The organism is Micromonospora sp. NPDC049274, from assembly GCF_040678875.1.
Lineage (GTDB): Bacteria > Actinomycetota > Actinomycetes > Mycobacteriales > Micromonosporaceae > Micromonospora.
On record NZ_JBFAQS010000011.1, the window covers coordinates 66,806 to 87,103 of the forward strand.

General features: G+C 72.8%; 24 protein-coding genes. 12 read left to right on the forward strand and 12 right to left on the reverse strand.

The window, feature by feature from the left end:
* The first annotated feature begins 1 nt into the window (after position 1).
* Both AB0K10_RS21195 and AB0K10_RS21200 read left to right on the forward strand, forming a co-directional pair.
* Complete coding sequence (locus AB0K10_RS21195; RefSeq protein WP_363686176.1) at positions 2 to 667, forward strand: response regulator transcription factor; 666 nt, start codon at positions 2 to 4, stop codon at positions 665 to 667.
* Positions 668 to 779: 112 nt separating this feature from the next.
* Positions 780 to 1,982, forward strand: coding sequence for a serine hydrolase domain-containing protein (locus AB0K10_RS21200; protein WP_363685877.1), 1,203 nt, complete (start codon positions 780 to 782; stop codon positions 1,980 to 1,982).
* A gap of 34 nt (positions 1,983 to 2,016) precedes the next feature.
* Here the strand turns inward: AB0K10_RS21200 and AB0K10_RS21205 are convergent, their stop codons facing one another.
* A complete protein-coding gene (locus tag AB0K10_RS21205; RefSeq protein ID WP_363685879.1) occupies positions 2,017 to 2,916 on the reverse strand; it encodes an alpha/beta hydrolase in 900 nt (299 codons plus the stop codon).
* A 35-nt stretch (positions 2,917 to 2,951) separates the two neighbouring features.
* Between AB0K10_RS21205 and AB0K10_RS21210 the strand changes: the two genes are divergently transcribed.
* The 4 genes from AB0K10_RS21210 to AB0K10_RS21225 all read left to right on the forward strand — a co-directional run bounded on the left by AB0K10_RS21210 (position 2,952) and on the right by AB0K10_RS21225 (position 6,483).
* Positions 2,952 to 3,449, forward strand: coding sequence for a MarR family transcriptional regulator (locus AB0K10_RS21210; RefSeq protein WP_363685881.1), 498 nt, complete (start codon positions 2,952 to 2,954; stop codon positions 3,447 to 3,449).
* An 81-nt stretch (positions 3,450 to 3,530) separates the two neighbouring features.
* Positions 3,531 to 4,298, forward strand: coding sequence for a glycerophosphodiester phosphodiesterase (locus AB0K10_RS21215; RefSeq protein ID WP_363685883.1), 768 nt, complete (start codon positions 3,531 to 3,533; stop codon positions 4,296 to 4,298).
* Between the two features lie 20 nt (positions 4,299 to 4,318).
* Positions 4,319 to 5,710, forward strand: a complete 1,392-nt coding sequence (locus tag AB0K10_RS21220; protein ID WP_363685885.1) for an MFS transporter — start codon at positions 4,319 to 4,321, stop codon at positions 5,708 to 5,710.
* 179 nt (positions 5,711 to 5,889) lie between these two features.
* Positions 5,890 to 6,483: a thymidine kinase gene (locus AB0K10_RS21225; RefSeq protein WP_363686178.1), complete on the forward strand. Its 594-nt coding sequence runs from the start codon at positions 5,890 to 5,892 to the stop codon at positions 6,481 to 6,483.
* On the opposite strand, the gene AB0K10_RS21230 is transcribed toward AB0K10_RS21225, so the two are convergent.
* Both AB0K10_RS21230 and AB0K10_RS21235 read right to left on the reverse strand, forming a co-directional pair.
* Positions 6,450 to 7,661: a low temperature requirement protein A gene (locus AB0K10_RS21230; RefSeq protein ID WP_363685887.1), complete on the reverse strand. Its 1,212-nt coding sequence runs from the start codon at positions 7,659 to 7,661 to the stop codon at positions 6,450 to 6,452. The genes AB0K10_RS21225 and AB0K10_RS21230 overlap by 34 nt on opposite strands.
* Complete coding sequence (locus AB0K10_RS21235; RefSeq protein WP_363686180.1) at positions 7,648 to 8,058, reverse strand: hypothetical protein; 411 nt, start codon at positions 8,056 to 8,058, stop codon at positions 7,648 to 7,650. The genes AB0K10_RS21230 and AB0K10_RS21235 overlap by 14 nt, the downstream gene beginning before the upstream one ends.
* A 174-nt stretch (positions 8,059 to 8,232) precedes the next feature.
* Here AB0K10_RS21235 and AB0K10_RS21240 point away from each other — a divergent pair, with 174 nt between their 5' ends.
* The gene (locus AB0K10_RS21240) at positions 8,233 to 9,936 is read left to right on the forward strand and encodes an acyl-CoA dehydrogenase family protein (protein WP_363685889.1); all 1,704 of its coding nucleotides are present in this window, start codon (positions 8,233 to 8,235) and stop codon (positions 9,934 to 9,936) included.
* Between the two features lie 77 nt (positions 9,937 to 10,013).
* A complete protein-coding gene (locus AB0K10_RS21245) occupies positions 10,014 to 10,385 on the forward strand; it encodes a VOC family protein (protein ID WP_363685891.1) in 372 nt (123 codons plus the stop codon).
* Positions 10,386 to 10,398: 13 nt separating this feature from the next.
* Here the strand turns inward: AB0K10_RS21245 and AB0K10_RS21250 are convergent, their stop codons facing one another.
* Complete coding sequence (locus AB0K10_RS21250; RefSeq protein WP_363685893.1) at positions 10,399 to 11,244, reverse strand: LLM class flavin-dependent oxidoreductase; 846 nt, start codon at positions 11,242 to 11,244, stop codon at positions 10,399 to 10,401.
* A gap of 29 nt (positions 11,245 to 11,273) precedes the next feature.
* Positions 11,274 to 12,272 (reverse strand): tyrosine-type recombinase/integrase, encoded by a 999-nt coding sequence (locus tag AB0K10_RS21255; protein ID WP_363685895.1) that lies wholly within the window; start codon positions 12,270 to 12,272, stop codon positions 11,274 to 11,276.
* A gap of 95 nt (positions 12,273 to 12,367) precedes the next feature.
* On the opposite strand from AB0K10_RS21255, the gene AB0K10_RS21260 reads away from it, so the two are divergent.
* Positions 12,368 to 13,492 (forward strand): YafY family protein, encoded by a 1,125-nt coding sequence (locus tag AB0K10_RS21260; RefSeq protein WP_363685897.1) that lies wholly within the window; start codon positions 12,368 to 12,370, stop codon positions 13,490 to 13,492.
* On the opposite strand, the gene AB0K10_RS21265 is transcribed toward AB0K10_RS21260, so the two are convergent.
* The 4 genes from AB0K10_RS21265 to AB0K10_RS21280 all read right to left on the reverse strand — a co-directional run bounded on the left by AB0K10_RS21265 (position 13,482) and on the right by AB0K10_RS21280 (position 16,289).
* A complete protein-coding gene (locus tag AB0K10_RS21265; protein WP_363685899.1) occupies positions 13,482 to 13,907 on the reverse strand; it encodes an Hsp20/alpha crystallin family protein in 426 nt (141 codons plus the stop codon). The two genes, AB0K10_RS21260 and AB0K10_RS21265, sit on opposite strands and share 11 nt — an antisense overlap.
* A gap of 103 nt (positions 13,908 to 14,010) precedes the next feature.
* On the reverse strand, positions 14,011 to 14,505 hold the full coding sequence (locus tag AB0K10_RS21270; protein WP_363685901.1) for a GNAT family N-acetyltransferase: 495 nt from the start codon (positions 14,503 to 14,505) through the stop codon (positions 14,011 to 14,013).
* A gap of 10 nt (positions 14,506 to 14,515) precedes the next feature.
* Positions 14,516 to 15,058 (reverse strand): DUF2087 domain-containing protein, encoded by a 543-nt coding sequence (locus tag AB0K10_RS21275; protein WP_363685903.1) that lies wholly within the window; start codon positions 15,056 to 15,058, stop codon positions 14,516 to 14,518.
* 58 nt (positions 15,059 to 15,116) lie between these two features.
* Positions 15,117 to 16,289 carry an epoxide hydrolase family protein gene (locus AB0K10_RS21280; RefSeq protein ID WP_363685904.1) on the reverse strand — a complete coding sequence of 391 codons (1,173 nt, stop codon included), beginning with the start codon at positions 16,287 to 16,289 and terminating at the stop codon, positions 15,117 to 15,119.
* Positions 16,290 to 16,352: 63 nt separating this feature from the next.
* Between AB0K10_RS21280 and AB0K10_RS21285 the strand changes: the two genes are divergently transcribed.
* Positions 16,353 to 16,658 (forward strand): hypothetical protein, encoded by a 306-nt coding sequence (locus tag AB0K10_RS21285; protein WP_363685905.1) that lies wholly within the window; start codon positions 16,353 to 16,355, stop codon positions 16,656 to 16,658.
* 39 nt (positions 16,659 to 16,697) lie between these two features.
* Here AB0K10_RS21285 and AB0K10_RS21290 read toward each other — a convergent pair whose 3' ends face one another.
* Together AB0K10_RS21290 and AB0K10_RS21295 are read right to left on the reverse strand one after the other, a co-directional pair.
* Positions 16,698 to 16,889, reverse strand: a complete 192-nt coding sequence (locus AB0K10_RS21290; RefSeq protein ID WP_363685906.1) for a DUF397 domain-containing protein — start codon at positions 16,887 to 16,889, stop codon at positions 16,698 to 16,700.
* On the reverse strand, positions 16,880 to 17,650 hold the full coding sequence (locus tag AB0K10_RS21295) for a DUF5753 domain-containing protein (RefSeq protein ID WP_363685907.1): 771 nt from the start codon (positions 17,648 to 17,650) through the stop codon (positions 16,880 to 16,882). Before AB0K10_RS21295 ends, AB0K10_RS21290 begins: the two co-directional genes overlap by 10 nt.
* Before the next feature lie 197 nt (positions 17,651 to 17,847).
* Here AB0K10_RS21295 and AB0K10_RS21300 point away from each other — a divergent pair, with 197 nt between their 5' ends.
* Both AB0K10_RS21300 and AB0K10_RS21305 read left to right on the forward strand, forming a co-directional pair.
* The gene (locus tag AB0K10_RS21300) at positions 17,848 to 18,111 is read left to right on the forward strand and encodes a flavin reductase (RefSeq protein ID WP_363685909.1); all 264 of its coding nucleotides are present in this window, start codon (positions 17,848 to 17,850) and stop codon (positions 18,109 to 18,111) included.
* Between the two features lie 313 nt (positions 18,112 to 18,424).
* Positions 18,425 to 19,708 carry an MFS transporter gene (locus AB0K10_RS21305; protein WP_363685911.1) on the forward strand — a complete coding sequence of 428 codons (1,284 nt, stop codon included), beginning with the start codon at positions 18,425 to 18,427 and terminating at the stop codon, positions 19,706 to 19,708.
* Here AB0K10_RS21305 and AB0K10_RS21310 read toward each other — a convergent pair whose 3' ends face one another.
* A complete protein-coding gene (locus AB0K10_RS21310; RefSeq protein WP_363685913.1) occupies positions 19,709 to 20,293 on the reverse strand; it encodes a GNAT family N-acetyltransferase in 585 nt (194 codons plus the stop codon). It lies immediately after the preceding gene.
* Positions 20,294 to 20,298: the final 5 nt, after the last annotated feature.

The following is a 20,298-nucleotide window of genomic DNA, read 5'->3' on the forward strand; positions in this document are numbered from 1 at the left end:
GGTGCGCGTGGTGATCGCCGAGGACGCCGCCCTGTTCCGGGCGGGGCTCACCCGCCTGATCGAGGACCACGGCCACCAGGTGTGCGCCGCCGTGGGCGACGGCGAGACGCTGCTGGCCGCGGTGGCCGAGCATCAACCAGACGTCGTGGTCGCCGACATCCGGATGCCGCCCACCCACACCGACGAAGGGCTGCGCGCAGCACTCGAGATCCGCCGCCAGCACCCCCGCACGGGGGTGATGGTGCTGTCGCAGTACATCGAGACCACGTACACGGCCCGGTTGCTGGAGGGCAACGCGGCGGGCGTCGGGTACCTGCTGAAGGAACGGGTGGCCGACGTCGCGGAGTTCGCCGACGCGCTACAACGGGTCGCGACGGGCGGCACGGCGCTCGACCCGGAGGTCGTCGGTCAACTGCTGCGCGTCAGCCGCCGAGCCGGCGGCGTGGCGGCGCTGACCCCACGCGAGCGCCACGTGCTCGCGTTGATGGCGGAGGGGCGCTCGAACGCCGGCGTCGCCGACGCGCTCACGGTGACCGGCGGAACCGTCGAGAAGCACGTCGCGAGCATCTTCGACAAGCTGGGGTTGCCCCCGGACGAGGCCGACAACCGCCGCGTCCTCGCGGTCCTGCGCCACCTCAGTTCGCAGGTCGGCACCGACGCGCGCTGACGCCGTGGCTGGGGGCTAACCCCCACGTCGAAGCTGGGGTTTCCCGGTTGGTGCGCACATCGAGGCTCTTCATACCGTTTGGGCACAGTGTTGTCCCGAAGGGAGCCGTGAGGTGAGCGTGGTTTTCGCAGTACGCAAGGCAGTGCGATGGCGCGGCGTCGTGGCGGCCACGACCGTCGCGGCAGTGCTGGCCACCACCGTCGGCCCGGCGGCCGGGTCGGCCGCACCGCCCACCCCGGATCACCTGTCGACGGCCACGGTGCTCCAGGAGGGCCTGGACGAATTGCACGGCCTGGGTGTGTCCGGGACGCAGGGCCTGGTCCGCGACGGGGGCCAGGTGACAGTGGCGCGCAGCGGGGTGGCCGACCTGGACACCGGCGCGCCGATGCCTGTCGACGGGTACTTTCGGATCGGCAGCACCACGAAGACGTTCGTGTCGGTAGTGGTGCTGCAACTCGTCGGCGAGGGCCGGATCCGACTGGACGACCCGATCGAACGCTGGCTGCCCGGCGTCGTCACCGGCACCGGCAACGACGGTCGGCACGTCAGCGTTCGCCAACTCCTGCAACACACCAGCGGCCTCTACGACGCCACCGGCGACCTCGCCGCCCTGCGGTCGGCCGACGAGTTCCTGACGCACCGCTTCGACCACTACACCGAGGCGCAGCAGGTGGCGACCGCGATGCGGCACGCGCCGCTGTTCGCCGCCGGTACCGGCTGGAGCTACTCGAACACCAACTACCTGCTGGCCGGGATGCTCGTCGAACGCGTCACCGGACACCGGTGGGACACCGAGGTACGCTCCCGGATCCTGCTGCCGCTGCGCCTGACCCACACGTTCTACCCGGGTGACCGGCCGACGCTTCCCCAGCCGCACGCCGACGGGTACCGGCAGTTCGCGCCCGGCGGGCCGCTGGTCGACACGACCGTGTTCAATCCGACGGTGACGGCCTCGGCGGGCGGCCTGGTCAGCACCCCCACCGACCTGTCCCGCTTCTGGCAGGCGGTCGGCCACGGTCAGCTCCTGCGGCCCGCGCAACTGGCCGAACTGCGCCGGACCGTGCTGGCCGACGGGTTCCAGGGCATCCGGCCGGGCATCCGGTACGGGCTTGGCGTCATGTGGATACCCAACCGGTGCGGCGGTTCCTGGGCGCACGTCGGCTCCATGCCCGGGATGAGCACCCTCGCCGCGGTCAGCCCGGACGGGCGCCGCTCGACTGTCCTGTACCTGGCCACCGAACTGGCCGACCCGGGCCCGGCGGTGGCGGTCATCCAGCGGCAGATGACCCTGCTGGACGACCTGATCTGCGGCTGACGCCCCGTGCGGACGCCGTGCGCGCTCAGGACGCTCAGAGGGTCTGTAGTCGCTGCGTGATGAACAGGGCGGCGCGGTCCAGGGCGTGGTCGGCTTCGTCGAGCTGGCCGATGAAGGACTGGAAGACGTGCGGAACGCCGGCGGTGATGTCGAGGATGACGTCGACCTCGGCGTCGCGGGCGCGCTTCGCCAGCCGGACGGAGTCGTCGAGCAGCAGTTCGTTCGTGCCGACCTGCAGCAGGATCGGCGGGAAGCCGGCCAGGTCGGCGAGCACGGCGGGCGCGGCGAGCTCCTGGTTCGGGTCCTGGCCGGCGAGGTAGAACCCGGCCGTGTGGGCCATGCCCTCTCGGGTGAAGAACGGGTCGATGCCCTCCTTGGTGTCCATCGACTCGCCCGTGCGGGTGTGGTCCAGGCCCGGCGAGAACGCGACGAGCGCGCCCGGCAGAGGCAGTCCGGCGTTTCGGGCGGCGAGGGTGGTGGTCACCGTGAGGCCGCCACCGGCGGAATCGCCGGCGAACGCGATCGACTCGGCGGCGACGCCGCTGTCGAGCAGGGACCGGTACGCCGCGAGGCAGTCCTCGATCGCGGCCGGGAACGGGTTCTCCGGAGCCAGCCGGTAGTCGAGGGAGAAGGCCCGCATTCCTGTGCGCGTGACCAGACTCGCGGTCAGGCCCATCGCGGTCCGCGGAGATCCGACCGCGAACGAGCCGCCGTGGAAGTACAGGATCGTGCCGGGGCGGGCTTCGCCCTCCGGTTCGACGAGCACCGCGGGACGGCCGCCCAGGGTCAGCTCCGAGGTCCGCGCCGCAGGAACCGGGAACTGCGCCATGAGCGCGGCGAAGCTCTCCCGCATCGTCTCGACCGGCTCCGGCACGAAGTCCTTGGGCCCGTCGCCCAGCATGGCGCCGATCGCCGCGCGCTGTTCCCTGCTCATGTCCGACGCCTCCCACAGGCGATAAAGTAGCTGCCGTGGAAGCTAATATATCTGCCACGGCATCTTTTTCCGGTGTCGGGCCCGCCACACTCGCTCAGGTCTTCAGTGACCTGGTCCGCTGCGAGACGCGGCTCTACAACGCGTTGAACGACACGTTGCGCCGCGAGCACGGCATCGTGGCGTCGCAGTTCGAGTTTCTGATCTACCTACGTGACCATCCTGGTTCGCGGGTCGCCGATCTCGCCGAGTTTTTCGCTATCGGGGTCGGGGCGACCAGCAAGGGCGTGGGCCGGCTCGAGGCCCGGGGCTGGGTGCGGCGCGTGCCGAACCCCGCCGACGGCCGGTCACTGCTGCTGGAGTTGACCCCGCAGGGCACGCAACTCGTCGGTGACGCCGAAGGCACCTTCCAGGAACACCTGGCCACGCACATCGGTCGGTCGATCGCCCCGGCCCAGGTCACGGAACTCGGTTCCACGCTCGCACGGCTGCGCGCCACCCTGGAGCACGGCGGTGTCGGCACCCCCGTGGGCTGACAGCCGCCAGGTCCCGCGCGAGAGGGCGACAGACGCCGGCCGGCCATCCGCAGGCCACCAACCGGGGGCATACTGCGTCGCGTGCTGACCCGATTCGGCTATCTGGACGCGCCCGCGCCACTGGCGTTCGCCCATCGCGGCGGTGCCGCCGAGGGCGACGAGAACACCACCGAGGCGTTCGCCCGGGCCATCGGGCTGGGCTACCGGTACGTGGAGACCGACGTGCACGCCACCGCCGACGGGGTGGCGGTGATCTTCCACGACCCGACGCTCGCGCGGGTCACCGGGGAGGCGGGGCGCATCGCCGACCTGCGCTGGGCCGACCTCGCCTCGGTACGCGTCGGCGGCGCCGCCGTCGTACCCCGGCTCGACGAGGTCCTGGGCGCCTGGCCGCGGGTCCGCTTCAACATCGACGTGAAGGCCGACGGCGGCGTCGCGCCGACGGTCGCGACGGTGTCCCGGGCCGGCGCCGACGACCGGGTGCTGCTCGCCTCGTTCAGCGACGCCCGGCTGACCCGGCTGCGGGCGCTCACGCAGGGACGGGTCGCCACCAGCCTCGGCATGCGCGGGGTCGCCCGGCTGCGGCTCGCCTCCCTGCACGGGCGTCCGCTGCGGCTGCCGCCGTCGGTGGTCGCCGCACAGGTGCCACCGAGCTACGGGCGGGTGCCGGTGGTGGACCGCCGGTTCCTCGACTACTGCCACCGCCTCGGACTGCAGGTGCACGTCTGGACGATCGACGAACCCGCCCAGATGCACGACTTACTGGATCGTGGCGTGGATGGCATCATGACCGATCACGTCGGCGTGCTGCGCGACGTCTACCGCAGCCGCGGCCACTGGGCCGCCTGACCATCATCGAAGGACCCCCGATGGCCGAGACCGTGACCCCCACGGTGGACGACACCCCGCCCCCGGCGAGCACCCGCCGCGAGCGCAGCGGCTGGTACATCTACGACTGGGCGAACTCCGCCTTCCAGACCACGGTGATCACCGTGTTCCTCGGCCCGTTCCTGACCACCGTCGCCGAGCTGGCCGCCGGCTGCGAACTGGGCACCGACACCTGCGACGGGTACGTGCACCCGCTGGGCATCCGTGTCGCGGCCGGCTCGTACTACCCGTACCTCATCTCGCTGTCGGTGTTCCTCACCGTGTTCGTGCTGCCGGTCATCGGGGCGATCGCCGACCGGTCGGCGCACAAGAAGCGGCTGCTCGGCGGGGCCGCGTTCACCGGCGCGGCCGCGACCATCGCGATGGCCTTCGTCACCGGCGACCGTTACCTCCTCGGCGGGGCGCTGTTCCTGGTCGCCAACATCTCCTTCGGCGCGGCGGTCGTGGTCTACAACTCGTTCCTGCCGCAGCTCGGCGGCCCCGACGAGCGCGACGGCATCTCCAGCCGCGGCTGGGCGCTGGGCTACCTCGGCGGTGGCGTGCTGCTGGCGCTGAACCTGGTCGCGGTAACCGTGCTCAGCGAGGACGACAACCCGCAACGCACCCTGGACCTGGCCCGCTGGTCGATCGTCTCCGCCGGGGTGTGGTGGGCCGCGTTCACGCTGGTGCCGCTGCGCTGGCTGCGCGAACGGCCCGCCGCGGCGGCCCTGGCGGCACGCGGCAACGTGCTCACCGACGGGTTCCGGCAGCTCGGCCACACCCTGCGCGAAGTCAAGGCGTACCCGCTGACGTTGTTCTTCCTGCTCGCGTTCCTCGTCTACAACGACGGCATCCAGACCGTCATCACCCTCGCCAGCCAGTACGGCACCGAGGAGCTGCGGCTGGAGCAGAGCACCCTGATCGTCACCATCCTGCTGGTGCAGTTCCTCGCCTTCGGAGGCGCGCTGAGCCTCGGCGCACTCGCCCGGCGCATCGGCGCGTGGAAGACGGTGCTGCTCAGCCTGGTGCTGTGGACCGGTGTGATCCTCGGCGCGTTCCGGCTGCCCGCCGAGGCGCCGGTGCCGTTCATGGTGCTCGGCGCCGCTATCGGCCTGGTCCTCGGCGGCAGCCAGGCGCTGAGCAGATCACTGTTCAGCCAGCTCATCCCCGCCGGCAAGGAGGGCGAGTACTACGGCTTCTACGAGATCAGTGACAAGGGCACCAGCTGGCTCGGCCCCCTCGCGTTCGGGCTCGTGTTCCAACTCACCGCCTCCTACCGCGTGGGCCTGGTCTCACTGCTGATCTTCTTCGTGGTCGGGTTCCTGCTGCTGGCCGCCGTGCCCATCCGCCGGGCCATCGTCGCCGCCGGCAACACCCCACCCCGGGTGCTCTGAGCACGCATCCCGCACCTGACAGATTCGGACTGGTCGATCGGCTAGGCTGCCCGACCGTGACCGACGACGCCGCTGCCGCCCCGACCTGCCTGGCCCACCCCTTCCCCGGCCAGCCGCACGCACCGGCCGGGTGCGCGGCCGCGCGCGGGCTCGACGGTCGTCCGGTACACGCCGCGGCGTTGAAGTTCTTCTGGGGTCCGATGGACTGCGGCAAGTCCACGATGGCGTTGCAGATGAACTACAACCACGCCCGGCAGGGCCGGCGTGGGCTGGTCACCACCCGCATCGACAGGTCGCTCGGCCCGCAGGTCACCACCCGCATCGGCCTGGCCCACGAGGCCATCGAGGTCACCGACGACCTGGACCTGCGGGCGCTCGTCCGCGGCCGCTGGGCCGACGGGGTCCGCGTCGACTACCTGATCTGCGACGAGGCGTGCTTCTACACCGTCGAGCACGTCGAGCAGATGGCCGAGCTGGTCGACAGCTACGACGTGGACGTGTTCGCGTTCGGCCTCGCCACCGACTTCCGGTCCTGCCTGTTCCCCGCCGCGCAACGCCTGTTCGAGTTGGCCGACGAGGTGGCCCGCATCCAGGTCGAGGTGCTCTGCTGGTGCGGCCGCGAGGGCCTGCTCAACGCGCGGGTCGTCGACGATCGGGTCGTCCGCGAGGGCGCGCAGGTCGTCATCGGCGACACCGTCGACACCGCCGAGGTGCGCTACCAGGTGCTCTGCCGCCGGCACTACCGCAGCGGTGACCTCGGCCCCCGCGACTGACCCCACCCCACCGACCGGTCGATCATGATCACGGCGACGGTCACCGCCACCGCCGCGGCGGCGCACACCGCGACGGACGCCCTCAGCGCCACAGCGGCCGGCACCAACGCCAGCAGCACCAGCACCGCCGCGATCCGGCTGGTCGGCACGGCCCGCCACAGCAGCGCCTGGTAGGCGGCGTGTCCGGCGAGGAACAGCGCCGGGCCGCCCAGAGTGAACAGCGCGGCGGCCATGGTGGCGGGGGCACCGGGCTCACGCAGGAGTTGCTCGTCGCCCGCCGAGGTCACGATGACGCCCGCGACGATCACCGGGTGCAGGTAGTTGAACCCCACCCGGCTCAACGCGCCGGTGCGTACACCGGCGCGGGCAATGACCTCCGTCGCGGCGGGAGCCGACCGGGCGAAGTACACCCACCACAGCGCCACCGACCCGGCGAACGCCAGCAGGAACGCCCCGGACGTCACCCGGTTGACGTGCGACGTGAGGGTCGTGCCGGTGACCAGGATCGACTCGCCCAACGCGATCAGCACGAACGCCGCGCACCGCTCGGCCAGGTGCCCACCCTCCACCATCCACCGCTCGGGGCGACTCCGCCCCCGCCCGGGCAGCGGGTAGCCGATCAACAGGCCCACCACGTCCAGCACGACCGCCGCCGCCCACACCGCCTCCCGGACGGCCCCACCGACGAGGCCACCGACCACCACGAGCACCGACGTCCCGGCTATCCACGGCAGCGACTTCTGGAAGCCGTCGACCAGCCACGGGGTGCCCTGCACGGCCCACAGGGCGAACACCGTGCGGCCCACCTGAACGGTCACGTAGACCACCGCGAAGAGCAGGCCGGTGCCGGCGAACGCCTGCGGGATCGCCGCCGACAGCAGCAGGCTGCCCAGCGCCACCCCGAGCAGCATCGCCCGTACCGGACCCCGGTCCGGGTGCAGCCAGTTGGTCAGCCAGGTGGTGTAGATCCAGACGAACCAGACCAGCGCCAACAGCAGAGCGGTACGTGCGGCGCCGCGCCAGTCGGGGTGCGCGATCAGGTAGTGCGACAACTGGGTGACCGTGAAGATGAACACCAGGTCGAAGAAGAGTTCGGTGGAGGTGGTCGGCTCGACCCCCTGCCGCTTCCGCAGCCACCCGGGGTGCGCTGGTTCGCCGGCCGGGTCAGAACGGGTCACCGCACACCCTCCAGTCGCCGTCCTCGCGGACCACCGGCAGACGGCGTTCCTCGCTGATGCCGCCGTCGCGGGTCACCTTCACGGTCACCGTGCCGCGTGGACGCCCACCCTTGGTGGACACCGACACGTCGGTGATCTCGTAGTCGGTCACCATCGGTGGCGTACGCACCCAGCTGGTGAAGCCGACCGGACTCCACCGGGTACGCGCGTCCGCACAGAGCCGCTCGTACGCCTGGTCGCTGTCCCCGAGTGTCACCTCGCTGAGGAAGCCGTCGGCGGTCTCCCGGATCGGGCCGGCGGCCTGCCGCACCGTCTGCAGGTTCCACGCCCCCAGCCCGGCCACCCCGACGCAGCACAGCGCCATGCCGAACCCGGCGAAGGCCAGCCCGGCGTGCATCGGGCGGCGTCGCCGGGCCGATCGGCTCCACGACTGACCGGCACCCACGACTACCGACCGTAGAGAAGGTCATCGCAGTGGGGCGTGACAAGCCGGAAACTGGGCCCCTATTCGACGCGGCCACGCATCGTCTACCGTCGGCGCACACCCCCCGCAGCGCCAGGGAGCCGATCGATGAACCGCTTCGTGCAGCCGGTACCACCACCCGCCGACCCGTACGCCGGTGACGCCCTGCTGCGGTCCTGGCTGGAACGTCACCTCGGCCCGGACGGACACGCCGCCGCGAAGGGCCGCCTCGCCGACCTGGCCGCCGACGTCACCGGGCCGCTGCGAGCGGCGCACGCCGACGCCGAGGCGCATCCGCCGACGCTGGTCCGCTACGACCCGTGGGGCGCCCGCGTCGACCGGATCGAGGTGTCCGCCGGCTGGCAGGCGCAGCGCGCCGCCGCAGCCCGCCACGCCGTGGTGGCGCTGCCCTACCTGCCCGACGCGCGCGGCACCTGGGGCGCCGCCGCACGGATCGTGCAACACGCGCTGCTGCACCTGTACGGGCCGGAGTCGGCGACCTTCTCCTGCCCGGTGGCGATGGCCGACGGTGCGGCGGCGCTGCTCAGCCTCCCCGACGTCGACGCCGGTGTCCGCGACGCGTGGCTGCCCCGGCTGATCTCCACCGACCCGACCACGGCGATCACCAGTGGGCAGTGGATGACCGAGTCGCAGGGCGGCTCCGACCTGGGCCGCTCCGCCACGATCGGCCGACCCGCCGCCGACGGGTCGTGGCGGCTGACCGGGGAGAAGTGGTTCTGCTCGGCCGCCGACGCCGCGATGGCGGTGGCGCTGGCCCGCCCCGAGGGCGCCGGCCGGGGCAGCCGGGTGCTCGCCCCGTTCCTCGTGCCCCGCTACGCGGTCGACTCGCCGCTGATCGGTGGCGGTGCACCGGACGCGCCGGCACCGGGCGTCATCGTGCACCGGCTCAAGGACAAGCTCGGCACCCGGGCGCTGCCGACCGCCGAGATCGGTCTGCGCGACGCGTACGCGGTGCCGCTGGGCGACCCGACGGTGCCCGGCCTGGTCCGGGCGATGACCCTGGTCGTGGTGACCCGGGTGCACAACGCCGCCGCCGCGGCCGGCGGGATGCGACGGGGCCTCGCCTACGCCCGCGCGTACGCCGACGCGCGGCACGTGGCGGGTGGCGCGTTGGCGTCCTCGCCGTTGCACCGGGCCACGCTGGGCACCCTCGCGGTCGACGCGGCGGGTGCGTTCGCCCTCGCGGGGCACGCGTTCGCGCTGCTCGGACGGGTCGAGGTGGGCGCCGACCCGCAGGCCGCGGCGGAACTGCGCATCGTGGCGCCGCTGGCGAAGCTGGCCACCGGGCGGCTCGCCGTCAGCTCCGCGAGCGAGTACGTGGAGAGCTTCGGCGGCGCCGGCTACGTGGAGGACACCGGCGTGCCCCGGCTGCTGCGCGACGCGCAGGTGCTGCCGATCTGGGAGGGCACCACAAACGTGCTGGCCCTGGACGTGCTGCGGGCGCTGAGCCGGGAGGACGCCGGGACGCCACTGCTGAGCCGACTGGCCGCTGCCGTCGACCTGGCCCGGCCGCTGTCGCCCGCGCTGGCCGACACCCTGGCCGCCGCCGCCGCGCAGCTGGGCGACACCATCGCGGCGGTGACTGCCGACCCGGGCACGGCCGGAGTATTCGCCGGCGCGCGGGGCCTGGCGCTGCGCCTGGCGTACGCGCTGACCGCCGCCCTGCTCGTTGAGCACGCCGCCTGGGGCGACGAGCAGGCGGAACTGGCCGCCCGGCTGTGGGCGCGACGGTGGCTGCGGCACGAGGACATCGCCGAGGACGCCCACCACCACCTGGATCTGCTCTGCTGACCGTCGCTGCGGCTCGATCGAGGAACCGCCGACGTACCTGACACAGGGTGGCAGGTACGTCGGGGCAGACTGCCCGCATGACAACAACCGCCGACCTCGCAATGGTCAATCTGGACAGCTCCGACCCGGCCGCGCACGCCGCCTTCTACCACCGAGCGCTGGGCTGGGAAATCACCCACAGCGAAGCCGAGTACGCGATGATCAGCGGCGGTGGCGCGTCCATCGGTTTCGGCCTGGTCGAGGGCTACCAGCCACCGGCCTGGCCGGACCCGGCCGGGCAGAAGCGCTACCACCTCGACCTCTACGTCGACGACCTGGCCGTGGCCGAGAAGGAGTTCGTCGCCGCCGGCGCGTCGAAGCCGGAGTTCCAACCCGGCGGCGACCGCTGGGTGGTGCTGCTGGACCCGATCGGGCAACCCTTCTGCATCTGCCCCCGCCCGCAGGCCTGAACTGCGGCGACGCTCAGCGCAGTGGGCCGCGGGCCACCGCGGCGCGCATCGCCGCCGGGTCGTCGACCGGGACGTACTCCAGCCACCAGGTGGCCCCGGCGGCGGCCAGCTCACGGCGGTAGGCCCGCTCGGCGCGCTCGTCCGGGCGGCGGCGCCGCCCGCCGATCGCCACATCGAACGGCTGGCCGTCGGCCCGGGTCGGGGGCAGCGCCGCGACCAGGTCGCGGACCTCGTCGGGGGTGAAGTCGGCCCAGCCGTCGGTGTCGGTGAGCTTGTACGGCACGATGCCGTCGGCGCGGGCCGCGCGGCGGCGCACCGCCCCGGCCTGGGTGCTGCCGCCGACCCACACCGGCACCCGAGGCGACTGCACGGGCGGTGGGCGCAGCGCCACCTGCTCGGCGCGGTAGTGGGTGCCCCGATGATCGACCCGCTCACCACCGAGCAGGCCGGTCAGCAGGTCGAGACCCTCGTCGAGCATCGCGGCGCGCACGGCCATCTCGGTCGGCTCGCCGAACGCGGCCAGGCCCCGGTCGCCGGGGTCGCCGACACCGACGGCCACGGTGGCCCGGCCCGCGCTCAGGTGGTCGAGGGTCAGCACCTCGCGGGCCAGCTTCGCCGGCCGGCGGCGGGGCAGCGCGGTGACAGTGGTGCCCAGCCGCACCCGGTCGGTGCGCCCGGCGATCGCGGTGAGCACCAGCCACGGGTCGTAGGTGGACGGGTCGTCGCCGCTGTGGTGGATCACGTAATCCTCCAGGAACACCCCGTCCCATCCGGCGCTCTCGGCCAGCTCACCGAGCTCGACCAGGGTGGACACCGCGACGTCGCCGCCGCCGCAGGGAATCTCCAGACCGTGTCTCATCCGCCGACCGTAGGCCGGGGGTCGGACAGTCAGCCGCGGCGGCGGGACCGGGCGGCCCACACCGCGTACGCCGGGTCGCGGTCGAGGTTGTGTCGGTCCCGGTCGTAGCGGCGGGTGGTGCGCGGGTCGGCGTGGCCCATGGCGTCCTGCACGTCCTCCAGGGGAACTCCCTCGGAGCGGGCGGTGGTGGCGAACGCGTGGCGCAGCGAGTGCGGGGACAGTCGCGCCCAGGCCGGGATGCCGGCGGCTCGGGCGAGTCGGCGGACCATCCGGAACACCGAGTGCCGGTCGAGCCGGGCGCCGCTGGCGGTGACCAGCAGAGGCCCGGTCAGGTGTGTCACCGGCACGCCGGTGGTGGCGGCCCGCTGGGCCAGGTACGCGTCCACGGCGTACGCGGTGCCCGGGGTGAGGGCGCGGCGACGCTGCTTGCCGCCCTTGCCGACGAAGCGCACGCTGCGGTGCCCGCGTTCGGTGCCGAGATCGGTCAGGTCCAGCGAGACCAGCTCCCCGACCCGCAGGCCCAGATCGGCCAGCAGCGCGATCGCCGCCCGGTTGCGAGCCGCCGTCGGGCCGGTCTCCGCGTCGGCGGCGGTGAGCAGCGCGTCCACCTCCTCCGGGGTGAGCCCGACGGTGGCGGAGTGGTCCCGGTCGACGCGGGGCCGGTCCGCGCCGGAGACCGGGTTGGCCGGCACGCCGCCGAGCTTGACGAGGAAGTCGTACCAACTGGACAGCGCCGACAGCCGGCGGGCCACTGTCGCCGGGGTCAACGGTCGGCCGCTACGGGCGACGAGAGTGGACTCCAGCGCGCGGGCGTACTCGTTGACGTGCAGGAAGGTGGCCCGCAGCGGATCCAGGTCGCGGCCGGCGCACCAGCCGAGCCACCCGGTGACGTCGCGCCGGTAGGCGTCGCGGGTGTGCTCGGACAACCGACGGTTACGCAGCCACGCCTCGGTGACGTCGACCGGCCCGCCCGACAGGGCCGGTCGGGCGGAGGGGCGGGAGAGCACGGGAGCGTCGGAGGACACCATGTGAAAAAGGTTCTCAGCAGCGGATGGGATTGCCACGCAGGCGCGCCGACGCCGGCGCGTGCGGCGGCGCGGACGGTGTCGGCTACGGTCGCACGGTGCGTGCCAGCCGGCTGGTCTCCCTGCTGCTGCTCCTGCAGGCCCGGGGGCGGATGACCGCCACCGAACTGGCCGACGCCCTGGAGGTGTCGGTTCGCACGGTGTACCGCGACGTGGAGTCGCTGGGAGCCGCCGGCGTACCCGTGTACGCCGAGCGTGGCCCCGCCGGTGGTTACCGCCTGCTCGACGGATACCGCACCCGGCTCACCGGCCTGACCGCAGGCGAGGCCGAGGCGTTGTTCCTGGCCGGCATGCCCGGCCCGGCCGCCGAGCTGGGCCTGGGCTCGGTGCTGGCCACGGCGGAGCTGAAGCTGCGCGCCGCGCTGCCGACCGACCTCGGCGACCGGGGCGCCCGGATCCGGCAACGGTTCCACCTGGACGCGCCGAGCTGGTTTCGCGAACCCGAGCCGACACCGCACCTGGCCGCGCTGGCGACGGCCGTGTGGGAGGACCGCCGCGTCAGCGTGCGCTACCGGCGGTGGCAGGCGCCCCGGGAGGTGACCCGGACCCTCGATCCCCTCGGCGTGGTGCTCAAGGCCGGCCGCTGGTATCTGGTCGCCGCCGCGTCCGGGCAGGTGCGCACCTACCGGGTGGGCGCGATCCTGGACCTGACGGTGCTCGACGAAGCCGCCGAGCGACCGGCCGGGTTCGACCTGGCGGGCTGCTGGCAGGAGCACGCCGCGCGCTACGAGCAGGGCGTGTATCGCGCCGAGGCCCGGGTGCGGATGACCGTCGCGGCGCTGGCACAGACGACCTACCTGTTTCCGCCCGCGATGAGCCGGGCGGCGCAGGACCGCGCCGACGCGCCGGACGCGGACGGCTGGGTCACGACGACCGTGCCGATCGAGTCGATCCGACACGGCTGCGTGGAAATGCTCAAGCTCGGCGCGCAGGCGGAGGTGCTCGCCCCGCCCGAGCTGCGGGAGCGGCTCGCCAGCACCGCCCACGCCCTCGCCGCGCTCTACCCACCGCCCGGTGTCGCGGCGCCACCGGGACAGCCGCAACCCGGCACCGCGCCGCCGTCGGGGCAGCCGCAACCCGGCGTCGTGACACCGGAAACGCCGACGGCCGGCACCTCGGTGCAGGTGCCGGCCGTCGAGGCGGTCGGGGCGATCAGGCGTTGATCTGCCGGCGCGCGTCGCCGTTGGCGGTGACGGTGACCCGGCGGGGCTTGGCCCGCTCGGCGACGGGGATGCGCAGCGTCAGCACCCCGTTCTCGTAGCCGGCCTCCAGGTTGTCGGTGTCCAGGGTGTCACCCAGGAACAGTCGCCTGGTGAACGTGCCCATCGGGCGTTCGGCGGCGACCAGTTCGACACCGTCGCCGGTGGGCCTGCGGCGCTCGGCGCGGACGGTGAGCACGTTGCGCTCGACCGTGCAGTCGATGGTGTCCGGGTCGACGCCGGGCAGGTCGAACGCCGCGTAGAAGTGGTCGCCGTCGCGGTAGGCGTCCAGGTGCATCATCGCGGGACGGGCTGCCGTACCGAAGAACTGCTCGGCGAGCCGGTCCATCTCGCGGAACGGGTCGGTACGCATCAACATCGCTGTGCCTCCTCGGTTCTCCTGGCCGAAGGTGATGAGTTGAGTCGTGGCGGCTCAACTTCCTGTTCCTTATTTACCGCGCGAGCAGGCGGCCGTCAAGCGGTCAGCTCAGCCGCTTCTCGAACCAGTGCTCGGCGTACGGGCCCTGCGAGTACGCCGGGATCTCGGCGTAGCCGTGCCGGGCGTACAGGGCGCGGGCCTCGACCAGGTCGGAGCGGGTGTCGAGGCGGATGCGGTACGCCCCGGCCGCCCGCGCCCGCTGCTCGACGGCGGCCAGCAGGGCGGCGCCCCCACCCGCGCCGCGATGCGCGGGGCGGATGAACACGCGGGTCAGCTCGGCCCAGTCGGGATGCCACCGCAGCCCGGCGCAGCCGGCCAGGACCCCGTCGCGGTGGGCGAGCAGAAGCAGACCCCCGGGGTACGCCAGGTCGTCGCTGGGCATCTCGGTCAGCGCCTCGTCGACCTCGCCCGCTCGGGCCGGGCGGCCGTGGTAGCGCACCACCATCTCCGTCATGTACTCGCGCAGCAGGTCTGTCGCGTCCGGATGGTCGGGACGGACGGTGGCGGTCACCCAGGTGGGCCGAACGGTGGCGGTCACGTGTCGATCATCAGTGCCGGGTCAACGGCTTTTCCTCCGCGACCCGTTGATAGATGCCGTGCTCGCGGCTGAGCAGCCGTTCGTCGACGAGATAGCGGCGCAGGGTGGCGTGGTCCGACCCGCCGGCGGCGCACCACGGCTTGAGCGCGTCGTCGACGGCCCGCTCGGGATAGCGCGCCCCCGGCTCGAACGAGCGTTGCGCGATGTGCGCGAGCAGCACCCGGCGCCTGCCGCGCTGCGCCGGCAGTCCCACCAGGACGCCCGCGCGCAGGAACGTGCGCAACACCGGATCGTCGGCCGGGTCGGCGTCGTCGGCCGGGCGACCGTCGCGCGCCGCCGCCCGCAGCGACGCCTCGTCGACAGTGAGCGCGCCGTCCGCGCCGGCGACGAGGCCCGCGTCGGCCAGCCGGCGCAGCCCGGTGAGCACTGCCCGCGTCGGCAGGCCGGACCGCTGGGCGACCTCGGCCGCGCTTGTCGACCCCAGCACGATCGCCGCGAAGATCCGTCGCCGTCCGTCGTCGGCCAGGGCCCCGGCCAGAGCATGGGCAATCATGCCGGTCACCCTCGCATCGGGGGTACGCGGACCGCCACGCGATTTTCCGGTGTACGCGCTACCGCAGCGGGCGGAAGAAGGTACGCAGGTCCCCCACCAGCAGGTCGGGCACCTCGAGGGCCGGGAAGTGACCGCCGCGGTCGTGTTCCATCCAGTAGCGGATGTCCGGGTAGCGCCTGGTCGCCCAGCGGCGGGAGGGTCGCGGCACCTCGGCGGGGAAGATGGACGCACCGACGGGCACGTGGATCGTGTCGGTGGACGCGCCGCTGATCCAGCCTGACACCGTGTCGATGCTCTCCCTGTAGAGCCGTGCCGAGGACGCGGCGGTGCCGGTCAGCCAGTACAGCGTGACCTGGTCGAGGATCTGGTCCCGCGACAGTGCGCCCGGTAGGTCGTTGGCCCGTCGGAGGCTGTGATCGCTCCAGGCGATCAGTTTCTCGCCCATCCAGGCGCACAGCCCGGCCGGGGAGTCCAGCAGGGCGTAGCCGACGGTCTGTGGAGCGGTGCGATGGATCTCCGAGTACGCCGACGAGGTTCGTCCGCGTTCCCGCATCCGGTCCAGCGCTTCCCGTTCGGCGTCGGTGAACTCGTCGTCCGTCTCCGAGTCCGGGCCGGCCAGGGGCGGAACGAGATGGATGCCGGCCACGTGTTCGGCGTCGAGCGCACCGAGCATGCTGGAGATGCTGGTGCCCCAGTCGCTTCCGGTCGCGCCGTAGCGGGTGTAGCCAAGGCCGGCCATCAGCTGTGCCCAGGTGGCGGCGATGCGCTGAACGTCCCAGCCACTGGTTGTCGGTTTGGTGCTGAAGCCGTACCCCGGCATGGAGGGGATCACCACGTCGAAGGCGTCGACGGCGGCACCGCCGTGGCTGACCGGGTCGGTCAATGGCGCGACGAGGTCGACCAGTTCGAGCACCGAGCCGGGCCAGCCGTGGGTAAGCACGAGCGGCAGCGCACCGGGGTGTGGGGAGCGGGCGTGCAGCACGTGCACCCGCGTCCCGTTGACGTCGACCAGGTACTGCGGGACCGCGTTGAGCCGCGCCTCGGTGGCGCGCCACTGGTAGTCCTCGATCCAGTACCGGCACAGATCCTGCACCACCTCCAGCGGCACCCCGTGTGACCAGCCGGGGGTCGGCGCTGGCTCGGGCCAGCGGGTGCGCGCCAGCCGGGTGTGCAACTCGTGCAGGTCGGATTCCGGTACCTGCACCTGGAAGGGCTGGATGTGGATGGACATCGAAACTCCCTTCGATGGCCGGTCTACGGCGCGTCGACCCCGGCGGTGATCGTCACGTAAGCCGTGGCGCTGACCGCCCTCGGCCACCTCAACCCGGTCTGGGAGACCATCGTGCAGCACCAGTTTCCCCCCGAGGTCCTGGCCCGGGTCACCTCGTACGACTGGCTGGTGTCGATGGGCGCGATGCCGCTGGGCTACGCGCTGGCGCCCCTGGCCGCCGAGGCGTTCGGCGCGCCCGTACCCCTGGCGGTCGCCGGACTGCTGGTCCTGGCCTCCTGCGCCGGCACGTCGCTGGTGCCCGGCGTACGTCGGCTCACCTGGCCGACGGCCCCGCAACCGCAACCGGCCGAACCCGCCGGCGTCCGCTGATCACGCCGGGCCGGCGTGCGGTACGCGCGATGTGGACGGTCAGCGGGCGTCGCGTGCCCTGGCGACGAAGCTTCGCCACGCCTGCGGGCTGAACGTGAGCGTCGCGCCGTCGCGATCCTTCGTGTCCCGGACGAGGACCACGCCCGGGAGGTTGTCGGCGACCTCGACGCAGTTGCCGCCGTTGCCGCCGCTCTTCGTGCTCTTGCGCCACCGCGCCCCGGTCATGTCCATGATGCCGCCGCTTCTCTGAGAAGGTGCAAGGAACGTCCCCGGGGCAGCGCTTCGCCGCGAATCCGCTCCCACCGCCGTTCCAGGCTAACAAGCTCCGATGTCTGGTCGAGGATCTGCGCCTGCGCGGCGCTGTCGACGTGCGCGACCCGCGAGCCGTCCGGCAGGTCGGCGATGGTGAACGGCCCGTCGAGCCCGGGGTAGCTGGGCGCGTCCGCCGGCACGATCTGGAGCTGCACAGTGTCCGTCTCCACGTAGTCGAGCAGGCGCGTGAGCTGCGCCGCCATCAACGCGCGGTCGTCGCCGACGCGCCGACGCAGCACCCCCTCGTCGAGCAGGGCGATGAGCAGCGGCCCGTCGGCGTCCCGGTCGAGAATCGACTGCCGGCCGATCCGCGCCGCGGTGAACTCGTCGACCGCGTCCGGTGTCAGCACCCCGCCGGCCAGGGTCGCCCGGGCGTACGCCTCGGTCTGGAGCAGCCCGGGCACCCACGCCAGCTCGAACGACCGCAGCGTCACCGCCTCGCGTTCGATGTCGACCCAGGGTCGGAACCACACCGGTTCGCGACGACGAAGGGCGTCCGGCCACAGTGCCTCGGCGTCGCGCGCCAGCAGCTCCGCGACGCTCGCACGGTGTCGACTCTGGGGCACGTGGCCCGGGTTCGCCCACCGGGCAACGGTCTTCGGGTGCACACCGATCCGGTCGGCGAGGCTCTCGGCCGTATGACCCGCCTCGGCGAGCGCTGCGACAAAGGCGTGGTTCATGCCGTTCCTCCCTGAGAGCAAAAGGGCTGCGCCAAGGAGATTACGTAACGCTGTGTGCTTGTCCAGAGACTCCCGGGAAAGTGCGGTATAGACGGCGCGGCCGGCAGGGACCCGAACCGGCGGACGCGTTCGTGGCGGGGCCGCTTCCGCGACCAGAAGCGGCCCCGCTTCCAGCTGCCGACCCAGGAGGAGAACCCGTGCCACACACCGAAGGAAAGACCAGGAAGTCGACGCACTCCCCGTTGCGCCCGTCGTGGCGCTGCCCGGTCTGCGGCATCCTCTGGCCGTGCTCGACCGCGAAGCTGCGTCTGCTCGGCGAGTATCGCGAGGATCGCCCGGGTCTGTTGACGCACCTGGCGACAGTCCAGAAGCAGGCCGAAGCCGATCTCACCGCGCTCAACACCGGTGTGGCGCTACCCGACCTGACCCCGCGTTTCGTCGGCTGGGCGCAGGCCCGCTGAGCGGATTCGGCGCCCGCACCCCTCGCGGTCGCCGGCCTGCTGGTCCTGGCCTCCTGCGTCGGCACGTCGCTGGTGCCCGGCGTACGCCGGCTCACCTGGCCGACGGCCCCGCAACCGCGACCGGCCGAACCCGCCGGCGTTCGCTGACCGGCGCCGGCGTTAATCACACGCTCCTCGACCCCGCAATGGCTATCGTCATCCGGAGGCTGGTCGGTGAACGGCGCTGTTCGTGACGCATCCGCGCCCCGCATCGGTGTGGCAACGGCAGCACGCTTCGTGCCTCTGCTCACCTCCACGAATCGGGGGACTCACGATGTCCGGCGCGGCTGCTGGCGGCGACTCGCTGCGCCCCACGCAACTGCTTCGCCGCAATCGGCCCTTTCGCGCTCTGTTCTCGGCCCGACTCGTCTCGTACGCAGGCGATTCGCTCAGCCTTGTCGCGCTCATGTTCCACGTCGCCGAGACGACGGGGAAGGCGCTGGCGGTCTCCCTCCTGCTGCTCGTCGGAGATCTCGCGCCGTCGCTGCTGGGTCCGTTCAGCGGTGCCCTCGCCGACCGGCTCAACCTCCGCCGGGTGATGGTCGCCTGCGAACTCGTCCAGGCCGCGGTCCTGCTGGTGATCGTGCTGACGCTGCCTCCGCTGCCGGTGCTGCTGGCCCTCGTCGCGATCCGCGCCACCGCCGCGCAGGTCTTCCAACCGGCGTCTCGGGCGGCGGTGCCCGCACTGTGCGCCGACCGTGACCTGGAGACCGCCAACTCCACCATCGGGTTCGGCTCCAACGCGGCGGAGGCGGCCGGCCCGCTCCTCGCCGCGGCCCTGTTCCCGCTGGTCGGAGTGCGTGGCCTGCTGCTCGTCGACGCGGTGTCGTTTCTCCTCTCGGCCGTGCTGCTGGCGACGCTCCCCTCCCTGCCGGCGGTGACCGGCAACGCGCGCCAGCCGTCCCTGCTGCGACAGGCCAGAGCGGGAATCGGCTACCTGTGGAGTGTTCCCACGGTACGGGTGATCTTCCTGGGCTTCACCGCGGTGGTCGCCTTCAACGGGGTCGACGACGTGGCGCTGCTGCTGTTGGCCCGCGACACCTTCGCGGTGGGCAATTCCGCCGTCGGACTGCTGTTGGGCGCGGTCGGCGTCGGACTTGTCGCCGGTTACGCCATCCTGTCGCGGTGGGGCACCCGGGCGTCGATGCCGCTGCTGCTGATCGTGGGCTTCGGGGTCAGCAGTGTCGGGAACCTGCTGACCGGGCTCGCCTGGGCCGTCGCCGCCGCGATCGCCGTGCAGGGGGTCCGGGGGTTCGGATTGGCGGCCATGGACGTCGCCTCCAGCACGCTGCTGCAACGCACGGTTCCCGCGGGCCTGCTCGGGCGGGTCTTCGGAAACCTGTACGGCGCGATCGGTGTCGCCGCCGCGACGTCCTACCTCGCCGGTGGTCTGCTGCTCGACGCCACGTCGGCTCCGGTGACCCTTGTGGTCGCGGGCGTCGGCGGCCTGCTGGCCACCGGCATCGTCGCGCTGCGCCTGCCCCGGGCGATGCGGCGCGACGCCGAGGACGCGGCGGCGCCGACGACATCCGCGCCGACCACCGAGCAGATCGGGTGATCAGATCGGGCCGTCGGTGCGCAGCCGCGCGTGCAGGTGCATGTCGTGCCAGCCGTCGGCGTGCCGCACCGAACCCCGCACCACACCGTCGGCGGTGAAGCCCGAGCGCGTAGCCACCCGGCACGACGCCGCGTTGGCGGTCGAGTGCTCCAGACCCAGCCGGTGCAATCCCGCCGCGAAGCTCCACCGGGTCAGCGCCCGCAGCGCCGCGGCGGCGATCCCTGCGCCGCGCGCGGCGGGCAGCACCCAGTACGACACGTCCGCCGACGCCTCCACCAGCGACACCTGCCGCAATCCCACCTGGCCGACCGGCCGGTCGTCGACGTCGACGATGGCCCAACTGGCGGCCGTCTCGGCACGCCAACGGCCGACCCACTGCGCCGTCCACGCCCGGGCCTCGGCCTCGTCGTCCAACCGGAGCACATGCCACCGCTGGATCGCCGGACAGTCGAACGCCGCCCGCACGACCGGAGCGTCTCCGTCGTGCCACGGCCGCAGCGCCACCCCGGGGCGTACCGCAAGGCGGGGTTGCTCTCTGCTGGCGAGACTTCCGGCGGGCAGGGCGGGCATGACGAGCAGCGGCATCGGTC